Source organism: Oleiphilus sp. HI0061 (assembly GCF_001635675.1).
Genome location: NZ_LWFE01000152.1, coordinates 1 through 878, shown reverse-complemented (window position 1 = coordinate 878; position 878 = coordinate 1). Strand labels below are relative to the sequence as shown.

Genomic DNA, 878 nt, shown 5'->3' with positions numbered 1-878 from the left:
AAAGACTTCACATCTATTTTCTGTATTTAAAAATTAAATGTGACACCTTTTTCTTCAAAGGATCGATAGAATAAAAAAGTTACTTGCGAGCTGGAGTTGTAGGTACAACCATTATGGGAAATTAGTTATAGCAGATGCAGGTCAACAAAGAGATAAACAAACCTATTAAGTAATTCTCAAAATTACCCATTCAAAGTGCGCAGAGCATATTCTGGGTCTTTGTCTAGCAAACGAAGCAAAGCTCTCGCGGGACCTGTTGGATAACGCCGCCCCTGTTCCCAATTTTCTAATGTACGCTTACTGACACCAATGAGTCCTGCGAAACGGGTTTGAGATAAGCCAATTTTTTCACGAATCGCCTTAACTTCAGGCTCTTCAAATTTAAAGTTACGCGATGTGCCCGCTTTACCTTCAACTATATCATCCATTTCCTGAACGCTCGCCAGCAGTTCACTAAAGTCATTATCTTTCATATCATTTACCACCTCTCTACAATGGTTTTTAATATCGCCAATTGATCTGAAGTTAAGCTTTCTTGTTTACCCTTTGGATAAACATACAGCATACGAATTTGTTCATCGCTTACCACCCAATAGTAAATAACTCGCACACCACCACTTTTACCTGCAGACTTAAGCTTCCAACGGATCTTACGCAAACCTCCAGAACCTCTAATCAGGTCACCAAGGTCAGGCCGATTAACCAGCGTTTCTTGTAGCTCTCGATATTGTTCATCAGGCATCAATTGCTTAATGAGTTTGGTAAATACGCTTGTTTCAATAATAACCATAAACACAACTATACGCCACTGACGTATTCTGACATTAAATTAAACAGATTAAAATATAAGATGCCTATAACGACTACCTCTCTCCCAA

At 38.8% G+C, this 878-nt stretch carries 2 protein-coding genes; both read right to left on the bottom strand.

From position 1 onward, the window contains the following. Positions 1-182: 182 nt before the first annotated feature. The gene (locus tag A3735_RS01825; protein WP_068508141.1) at positions 183-473 is read right to left on the bottom strand and encodes a DNA-binding transcriptional regulator; all 291 of its coding nucleotides are present in this window, start codon (positions 471-473) and stop codon (positions 183-185) included. 5 nt (positions 474-478) lie between these two features. Beyond that, positions 479-790, bottom strand: coding sequence for a hypothetical protein (locus A3735_RS01820; RefSeq protein ID WP_068508142.1), 312 nt, complete (start codon positions 788-790; stop codon positions 479-481). Between the last annotated feature and the right edge of the window lie 88 nt (positions 791-878).

Excerpts from the sequence above, each read along its gene's own strand:
- A3735_RS01825 (WP_068508141.1), bottom strand. The coding sequence starts at position 473 with ATGAAAGATAATGACTTTAGTGAACTGCTGGCGAGCGTTCAGGAAATG.
- A3735_RS01820 (WP_068508142.1), bottom strand. The coding sequence starts at position 790 with ATGGTTATTATTGAAACAAGCGTATTTACCAAACTCATTAAGCAATTG.